The sequence below is a fragment of the Sulfurimonas sp. genome (assembly GCF_026991475.1).
Lineage (GTDB): Bacteria > Campylobacterota > Campylobacteria > Campylobacterales > Sulfurimonadaceae > Sulfurimonas.
The window spans coordinates 1-2,059 of record NZ_JALXBK010000039.1 but is presented as its reverse complement, the minus strand read 5'-3'; the positions used below and the strand labels follow the sequence as shown (position 1 = coordinate 2,059).

Annotated in this window: 2 protein-coding genes; one reads left to right on the top strand and one right to left on the bottom strand. The window is 39.9% G+C overall.

The features are described 5' to 3' along the window. Window positions 1-3 precede the first annotated feature (3 nt). Window positions 4-657, bottom strand: coding sequence for a response regulator transcription factor (locus tag MV589_RS02675; protein WP_297431785.1), 654 nt, complete (start codon window positions 655-657; stop codon window positions 4-6). Between the two features lie 140 nt (window positions 658-797). Between MV589_RS02675 and MV589_RS02670 the strand changes: the two genes are divergently transcribed. Further along, on the top strand, window positions 798-2,059 hold a 1,262-nt coding region (locus tag MV589_RS02670), incomplete at its 3' end, for an arsenic transporter (protein ID WP_297431783.1).

The following is a 2,059-nucleotide window of genomic DNA, read 5'->3' as shown; positions in this document are numbered from 1 at the left end:
TTTTCATGATGATGCAAGGCGGTATCCTACTCTTTTTATGGTTGTAATGGGCAGTCCGATTTTTCGTAGTTTATTGATGTGTACACGCAGGGAACCCTCACTCATCTCTTTGCCATCACCAAGGTACTCAAGTAGTCTCTCTTTTTGTACAGTAGCATCAAGATTTTGAAAGAGCAGCTTTGTGATTTTAAGCTCTGAGGGTGAGAGGGCTATAAATGTATCTTCACGGTAGAGTTCCTCTTTTTCTATGGCAAAAGAGAATTCCCCGACTTGGATCTTATCGTCGTAGCTATGGTAGGATTTACGCAGCAGCGCATGAATACGCACTAAAAGCTCATCAAAATCAAAAGGTTTTTTTATGTAATCATCTGCTCCTACTTCAAAGCCGTGTGAGAGTGAAGCAATGTCGGTAAGTGCTGTGATGAAGATTGTAGGTGTTTTATCACCGCTCTCACGCAGACTTTGCAAAAGTTCAAAACCACTTAGATGAGCAACATTGACATCAAATAAAAAGAGGTCATATTGCTGCACGAATGTAGCATCAAGAGCTTTTTGTCCATCATCTACATGGGTGACTGCAAACTCTTCACTCTCTAGCAGTTCTGTTAAGGTTTCAGATAAAATCGCATCATCTTCGAGTAGGAGTATTTTTAACATGGAGAGATTGTACTTAAATGTGTGTTAGCGTAATGTTAATAAATGATATTTTTAAAGTAAAACAAATACTTATATCAATATATCTTGATATAAGTATTTGTTTTGTGCTATACTTTCATTTTTCAATAAAAGGGTAGAAGATGATACTAGCGTCAGGGCTGTTTTTAGTCACACTTATTTTTGTTATTTGGCAGCCAAAAGGTTTGCAAATCGGTACGACTGCAGTTGTTGGAGCAGTGTTGGCTCTCCTTTTGGGAGTTGTGAGTTTTGAGGATGTCATTACCGTGACCAACATTGTTTGGGATGCGACACTTGCGTTTATAGGCATCATTATCCTTTCAATGGTACTCGATGAGATAGGCTTTTTTGAGTGGGCGGCGATAAAGATGGCAAAACTTAGTGGTGGCAGTGGAAACAAACTGTTTGTCTATATTTTACTCCTTGGTGCCTTTGTTTCTGCCTTTTTTGCAAATGACGGGGCGGCACTTATTTTGACACCAATTCTTTTGGCAAAGATGAAATACTTGAAGATGAAGCCGCTGCCTATTTTTGCCTTTTTGATGGCGGGTGGTTTTATCGGGGACAGTGCTTCAAGTCCTTTGGTTATCTCAAACCTTACCAACATTGTAACAGCAGACTATTTTCACATTGGTTTTTTTGAGTATGCAAAAAATATGTTTCTACCGAATCTTTTGAGTATCACTGCTTCCATTGCCATTTTATGGTTTTACTTTAGAAAAGACATTCCACTTAAAGTAGATGTGTCACTGCTTCCTGAAGCCTCTTCGGTCATTAAAAATCAGACAATGTTTAAGCTTAGTTGGTTCTTTTTAGCACTTTTGATGGTGGGCTATTTTGTGGGAGATTATTATTATCTACCTATTTCGCTCTTTGCACTTGGTGGGGCTTTGCTCTTTTTAGCCATTGCAAATCACTACAAGGCTGTGAAGCCGATTATGACTATAAAAGCGGCTCCTTGGCAGGTTGTTTGGTTTAGTATTGGGCTTTACATCGTTGTTTATGGGCTCAAAAATGCAGGGCTTACCAATGAAGTGGCACTATGGATAGAATCACTGCAAGAGCATGGCGAAGCAGTTGCTGTGGTAGGTACTGGCTTTATCGCTGCGTTTATGAGTTCAATTGCCAACAATATGCCAACGATTATGATTATGGATATAGCCATAGACCATGTCGGATATGTGGGAAATGAGGCACTTGTCTATGCGAACATACTAGGCTCGAACCTTGGCCCGAAAATGACACCTATTGGCTCGCTTGCGACACTTCTGTGGTTGCATGTTCTTGCACAAAAAGGGGTAAAGATTGGTTGGGGTGAGTATATGAAAGTAGGGCTGGTAATTACCCCTCCTGTACTTTTAGTAGCGCTTTTAGGACTTTTATA